Here is a 6,613-nt window from a genome sequence, read left to right on the forward strand (position 1 = left end):
TTAATTGGAAAGGTCCGTTATAAACTACATTTGCAGCTTCAAGTCCGTAATTTTTCCCTTGTGCGTCTACAACCTTTTTGTTTTGAGGATAAAATGTTGCAAATCCCATTAAACCTAAAAAGTATGGAACAGGGTGTTCTAACTGTACTTCTAATGTTTTATCGTCAATTGCTTTTACACCAAATGAGTCAATTGGTAATTCTTTTTTATTTATTTTTTCAGCGTTTTTAATGTCGAACATAATGTGTGCGTATTCAGAAGCAGTTTCTGGATTTACGGCACGTTTCCATGCATATTCAAAATCATGAGCAGTTACTGGATCGCCATTTGACCATTTTGAATCGTGTAATGTAAATGTATATGTTTTTCCGTCTTCGCTCAGTTTGTATGATTCAGCGGCTGCAGGAACAGGTTTATTGTCAGGCCCAGGCATATATAATCCTTCCATTACGTTGTTTAAAGCAGCGTAAGAAAATCCATCGGTTGCGATAGATGAATCAAGTGTAGAAATTTCCCCAGCTTCTACAATGTTTAATACTTGTTTTGAAGATTCTTTTTTCTTTTCTCCAGTAGTTGTTGCCTCTTGTTTTTGACCACATGCTGTTAAAAACATAGATAATGTGATTGAGAGTGCAACGATTCCTTTAGTTTTTTTCTTCATAGTTGTCATCCTTCCCTTCATCTCTGTCCTAGTATAAAAGAAAATATAGAAAATTTCTATAAATAAATCCGATAAAACGTATAGAAAAAATATATTATGTAAGAAGTGATATTTCTGGAAAAAGAAATGAAACCAGTATAGAATAGAAATGTTTCAAAAGTCAGAATTTATTACACCTACTGTAATAAATATATATTTTGTACAGGAAGGAGAGATTCATATATGCAGGCAGTTTCGAAAAAAAATACAATGGAAACACCGACGATATATCGAATACTATTTGCGATTAGTTTCGGTCATTTTTTAAATGACTCGATGCAAGCAGTTGTGCCGGCGTTGTTTCCTATTTTGGAAAAAACGATGAATTTATCCTATATGCAAGTAGGATGGATTGCGTTTGCATTAAATATGACATCATCGATTATGCAGCCGGTTTTTGGTATGTATTCGGATAAGAAGCCGTCACCATTTTTATTACCGCTCGGAATGTTTTCGAGTATGCTTGGGATGATTGGACTCGCGTTTGCACCGAATTTTATTATTGTTATTATTTCTGTTTTATTTATCGGATTAGGTTCCGCAGTCTTTCATCCAGAAGGTGCCCGAGTAGCTTATATGGCGTCCGGTGCAAAACGGGGATTAGCGCAAGCGATTTATCAAGTGGGAGGAAATACAGGGAATTCTCTAGCTCCTATTTTTACAGCGTTAATTTTCGTTCCGCTCGGTCAAATTGGTTCTTTAGGTTTTACAGCCTTTGCAGCGGTAGGCATTGTATTATTAATTTTCGTATCAAATTGGTATAGAAATGAATTAGCAACTGGCGCTGTGAGAAGAAAAAAGAGGGCTGCGCTTGAGGCGGAACATGCGATTGTCAGTACACATATTAAATTTGTTATTTTACTTCTTGTTTTTCTTACTTTTGTACGCTCTTGGTACGGTGCTGGTATCGGGAATTTTTATCAATTTTACTTAATTGAGCATTACGGTTTATCGATAAAAAATGCTCAGTATTTCGTATTCGCATTTATGATTGCTGGTGTGTTAGGAACTTTCTTCGGTGGTCCATTAGCGGATCGATTTGGAAAGAAAACAATTATTGTATTTTCAATGCTAGGTTCAGCCCCACTTGCACTTTTATTACCTCACGTTTCGCTCGTATGGGTCGTACCGCTATTTTTATGTATCGGTTTTATTAGTTCAAGTAGTTTTAGTGTAATTGTTGTATATGCGCAAGAGCTTGTTCCTGGAAAAGTAGGAATGGTATCAGGATTAATTGTAGGGCTTGCGTTTGGACTCGGTGCTTTAGGCTCTGTAGTTCTTGGGAAATTGGCTGACATATATAGTCTACAATTCATTATGTTACTATGTAGTTGTCTACCATTAATTGGACTTACTTCATGGTTACTACCAAATGATAAGAAAACGATAGAATAGGGGATGCGCTATGAAATTATGTGAAAACGTAACAGAATTAATAGGAGATACACCTGTCGTCAGATTATCTAAATTTATTCCAGAAGACGCAGCAGATGTGTATGTAAAACTAGAAATGTTTAATCCATCGCGCAGCGTGAAAGACCGTGCTGCCTATAATTTATTGCACGTTGCAGAAGAGAATGGTCATATTAAACCAGGAGATACAATTATTGAGCCGACAAGTGGTAATACAGGGATAGGTTTAGCGATGAACGCGGCTGCAAAAGGGTATAAAACGATTTTAATTATGCCAGATAATATGTCTAAAGAAAGAATTAACTTATTGAAAGCATACGGAGCAGAAGTAGTTTTAACACCGGCAGAACAAAGAATGCCAGGAGCAATTGCGAAGGCGTTAGAATTGCAGAAACAAATTCCAAATAGTTTTATTCCGCAGCAATTTGAAAATCCAGCAAACCCGAATATTCATCGTTATACAACTGCACTTGAAATTTATGAACAAATGGATGGCGAGCTTGATGCATTTGTAGCAACTGCTGGAACGGGTGGAACTATTACAGGGACTGGAGAAACGTTAAAAGAGAAACTACCAAACTTATATATCGCAGTAGTAGAACCGAAAGGATCTCCCGTACTATCGGGAGGTGTTCCAGGTCCTCATAAACTAGTAGGAACAAGTCCGGGATTTATCCCGAAAAACTTAAATACAGAAGTGTATAACGAAATTATTCAAATTGCAGACGAAGAGGCTTTAACGACAATGAGAAATTTGGCTAGACAAGAGGGATTGTTAGTTGGGCCGTCTTCAGGTGCTTCTGTTTACGCAGCGATTATGATTGCAAAACGATTAGGCGCTGGTAAAAAAGTTTTATGTATTGCACCTGATACAGGTGAGCGTTATTTGAGTATGGGGTTATTTGAATGAAAAGGATAAAAACACCTTACTCGTGAAATTGTTACGAGTAAGGTGTTTGTTTTAGGTTGTAAGAGGGGGAGAATAAAAATGAAACTATTAAAACCAACACATGAATATAGTGGAGAAATTATGGAATATAAACATGCGTTTTTACAATCAGGAGAACAACCACATGGCAGTAGTTCTTTACAAAATTTTGATTCTCTCGATGAATGGTTTGAAAAAGTGAATATACAGGAACTTGGGGAAAACTTAAAAGCTAATCGAGTACCATCTAGTCAATTTTTAAGCTTTGAAAAAGGGGAACTTATAGGTTTTGTGAATATTAGACATCGATTAAATGAAGAGTTATTGCGGGAAAGTGGTCATATTGGATATAGTGTACATCCAAATAAACGTCGTCAAGGTTACGCGATAAAACAATTGAAACTCGCATTATATGAAGCGCAAAAGTTAGAGTTGCAGAAAGTGTTAATAACTTGCGATAAAGCTAATATTGCTTCGGCTAAAACGATTCAAAAGGTTGGCGGTGTGCTAGAAAATGAAGTAGTTTCTTCTCATACTGGGGAAATTGTTCAGCGTTATTGGGTAGAAATATGATTTAGTGGAACATTGAACAGGGAATGCAATGCATAATATCGAAATAGATAAATGAAAAGGTAAATGCGTACTGCAATTATAGGGGGAAATGAAGTGGAATTAAAAGAGAAAGCAATAGAAATGTCGGAGATTTATAGGCAAAACCCGAAAGTGGAGGCTATTATTTTAGCTGGTTCAGTAGCTAGAAAGCTAGAAGATGAACATTCAGATATAGAACTACATATTTTATGGTCAATGCCACCAGAGGATGAGGATCGTAAAGGGCCTATTAACTATATTGGTGGAACAATTTTGTCATACCATCCTTACGAGGAAGAAGAATGGTCGGAAACATATTTGACGAAAGAAGGAATTAAATTAGAGATTAGTAACTTTTTAACAGAAACAGTAGAGAAAGTTATTTCGGATGTGGTGGATCAATATGATATAAGTTATGAAAAACAATGTATCGTATCATCCGTGCATGACGGAGTTAGTTTGTATGGGAAAGAGAAAGTAAATGAATTAAAAGATAGGGTGATGGCATATCCAGAAGACCTAGCGAAACGGATGATTTCAGAAAATCTTTGGTTAAGCAATCGCTGGCATAATCGAGAGGCACTTTTAAAACGAAAAGACTGGCTTATGCTATATGATGTTATTTGTGAAGCACAAAGAAATATATTTGGGGTCTTATTTGGTTTGAATAAAATGTATGTACATCACCCGGCGTTTAAATGGATGCCATATAATGTGGAACGAATGATTATTAAGCCTGAAAACTTATATGAGCGTATGGCGAATACGTTAATAGGGAAACCAGAGTATAGTATACAGGAGTTAGGAGTGTTAATCGAGGAGCTATTACAGTTAGTAGAACACCATGCTCCGGAATTACATATTGCTGAACAGCAAAAGCGTATTCAATATGCGAAATAAAAAACAAAGAGATGTAACCCTTGTTACATCTCTTTGTTTTTTATTTTACTAATTTCCCCAGTATAGGTAAGCGTTGAATTCTATCACCGAGAATATGTGAAGCAAGTCCACTAGTTAATACGAATAAAAGGTAAACAAGTCCTCCTACAGCGCCGCATATAACAACAATGAGAAGTGATTCGATATAAGAGTGTCCAGGAATTAACCATGTTAAAATTGCTTTTAATGCAATTACAACAGCAGACATGGCTGCGGAGTAAATTGTAATAAGAAATACTGTTTTTGCTGTCTCACTAATTTTAAATTTCGCAAACTTAACGATGCAGTACAACATAATACTATTTGAAACGAGGTATCCAAGAATGGTTCCAAGTACAGCACCGTGTCCGCCAAATAAATGTAAGAGCGGTGTATTTACTACAACTTTAACGAGAATCCCGGCTGAGAATGCAATCATTGTTTTTCTTTGATAATCGATTCCTTGTAAAATAGCTGCTGAAACTGTGAAAATCGCACTTAATATAGCAGACGGTGCGAATGAAATTAAATATTGTGATCCACCAAGTGCAATTTCAGGATTTACATAAACCATACGGAATGCATCGTAAGCGATACTAGCAAGACCAAAGGCAGCCGGGATCGTGAAGAATAACAAGACTTGAAATATCTTTGAAATTTGTTCTTGTAATTCTTCTAATTTCCCACTTGTATAAGATTTCGTTATAGCCGGAATGATCGTTAAGGAGAATCCAGTTGCAAGTGAAGCTGGAATCATAATTAACTTTTGGGCATAGTTCGTTATATAAGCGAAAACTGCATTTGCTGTTTCTAACGGCTCTCCCATCGCTCTAAGGACATCAGCTACAGTATATTGATCTACTAACGTGTAAAGTGGAATTGCGATGCCGACAAATACAATTGGGATTGCATAGCGAAGTAATTCTATATAAATATTTTTTAATGGGATATTCGATGCTCTTGATTTTAATTCACCTTCGGGAGGTTTTAACCCATTATATTTTTTCCAGTACATCATTAAAATAGAGACACTTGCAAGTGCTCCGATAACAGCTCCAAACGTAGCAACTGCAACTGAAGAAGCTACTGAACCCCCTAATAATTTTGAGACGATGAAGCTACCAACTAAAATGAAAACAACACGTGCAATTTGTTCCACGACTTGAGAAACAGCACTTGGTTTCATATGTTGAAAACCTTGGAAATAGCCACGTGTAACACTCATAGCTGGTACGATAATAAGTGCAAAACTTAATGCTCGCATCGTAAGTGTTACGTCAGCGATAAATTGTGGATCTGGCGTTTTCGAGCGAATAATAAATTGTGATATGTACGGTGCTCCAATAAATAAAATTAAAAATCCTAAAAAGCCCATAAACAACATTAATTTTACACTAGAATTGTATAATTTTTTGCTTGTACTATAATCACCAAGCGCATTATGCTTTGCAACGAATTTGGAAACGGCAATAGGAATACCCGCTGTTGAAAAGCTTAATAAAATACCGTACCAAGAGTATGCATATCCATATAAAGCAACCCCTTGCGTTCCAACTAGTAATTGAAAAGGGAAGAAGTATATAAAACCTAATATACGTGAAATCATTGTGGCCCCGCTTAATAAAGCAGTTCCTTTTAAAACTTTTGACGTAGACAAAATTATTTCCTCCTACTCTTGCTGTCTTGCATTCATCGTATACTACTATAAACCTGCTAGGGAAGTTAATACAGTATAAACCATAAATGTTCTAATACTATTCATTTAAAAGTCATATTTTGAATTTTTAAATAGAATGTAATACATAAAAATTCAAAATATAAGTTGACACTATTTTTAATGTATGATAAAAATGATAGTAATCAATTCGGAAAATAATATTTGGGCAATGAAAGGGTATAGTAGTGAATATCTCCCTATTTCAGAGAGCTGATGGTTGGTGTGAATCAGTATATAGATTATTCATGAAGTTCGTCCTGGAGCATCTTTCATAAATCTCACATTATGAGGAAATGAAAGACGGTAGTTTATACCGTTATCAAATAAAGTGGTGAAGATTGTTTCA

Annotated in this window: 6 protein-coding genes and 1 other annotated feature; of the genes, 4 read left to right on the plus strand and 2 right to left on the minus strand. The window is 35.8% G+C overall.

All coding sequences use genetic code 11. From position 1 onward, the window contains the following. The coding region (locus tag MR079_RS27170; RefSeq protein WP_242294989.1) for a peptide ABC transporter substrate-binding protein at positions 1–661 on the minus strand (661 nt) is incomplete at its 3' end. A 222-nt stretch (positions 662–883) separates the two neighbouring features. Here MR079_RS27170 and MR079_RS27175 point away from each other — a divergent pair. The 4 genes from MR079_RS27175 to MR079_RS27190 all read left to right on the plus strand — a co-directional run bounded on the left by MR079_RS27175 (position 884) and on the right by MR079_RS27190 (position 4,532). Next, positions 884–2,095: an MFS transporter gene (locus tag MR079_RS27175; protein ID WP_139867783.1), complete on the plus strand. Its 1,212-nt coding sequence runs from the start codon at positions 884–886 to the stop codon at positions 2,093–2,095. A 10-nt stretch (positions 2,096–2,105) separates the two neighbouring features. Further along, a complete protein-coding gene (gene cysK, locus MR079_RS27180; RefSeq protein ID WP_000762260.1) occupies positions 2,106–3,023 on the plus strand; it encodes a cysteine synthase A in 918 nt (305 codons plus the stop codon). A 78-nt stretch (positions 3,024–3,101) separates the two neighbouring features. After that, on the plus strand, positions 3,102–3,614 hold the full coding sequence (locus MR079_RS27185; RefSeq protein ID WP_242294990.1) for a GNAT family N-acetyltransferase: 513 nt from the start codon (positions 3,102–3,104) through the stop codon (positions 3,612–3,614). Positions 3,615–3,707: 93 nt separating this feature from the next. Then, positions 3,708–4,532 carry a DUF4037 domain-containing protein gene (locus tag MR079_RS27190; RefSeq protein WP_242294991.1) on the plus strand — a complete coding sequence of 275 codons (825 nt, stop codon included), beginning with the start codon at positions 3,708–3,710 and terminating at the stop codon, positions 4,530–4,532. A gap of 40 nt (positions 4,533–4,572) precedes the next feature. Here MR079_RS27190 and MR079_RS27195 read toward each other — a convergent pair whose 3' ends face one another. Beyond that, the gene (locus tag MR079_RS27195; RefSeq protein WP_242294992.1) at positions 4,573–6,207 is read right to left on the minus strand and encodes a putative polysaccharide biosynthesis protein; all 1,635 of its coding nucleotides are present in this window, start codon (positions 6,205–6,207) and stop codon (positions 4,573–4,575) included. A gap of 220 nt (positions 6,208–6,427) precedes the next feature. Next, positions 6,428–6,613, plus strand: a binding site (T-box leader). This feature is flagged as partial in the annotation.

Origin of the sequence: Bacillus cereus group sp. BfR-BA-01381, from assembly GCF_022663555.1 — a bacterium.
Lineage (GTDB): Bacteria > Bacillota > Bacilli > Bacillales > Bacillaceae_G > Bacillus_A > Bacillus_A pacificus.

Coding starts and splice junctions, on each gene's coding strand:
- cysK (WP_000762260.1), top strand. CDS start 2,106: ATGAAATTATGTGAAAACGTAACAGAATTAATAGGAGATACACCTGTC.
- MR079_RS27185 (WP_242294990.1), top strand. CDS start 3,102: ATGAAACTATTAAAACCAACACATGAATATAGTGGAGAAATTATGGAA.
- MR079_RS27175 (WP_139867783.1), top strand. CDS start 884: ATGCAGGCAGTTTCGAAAAAAAATACAATGGAAACACCGACGATATAT.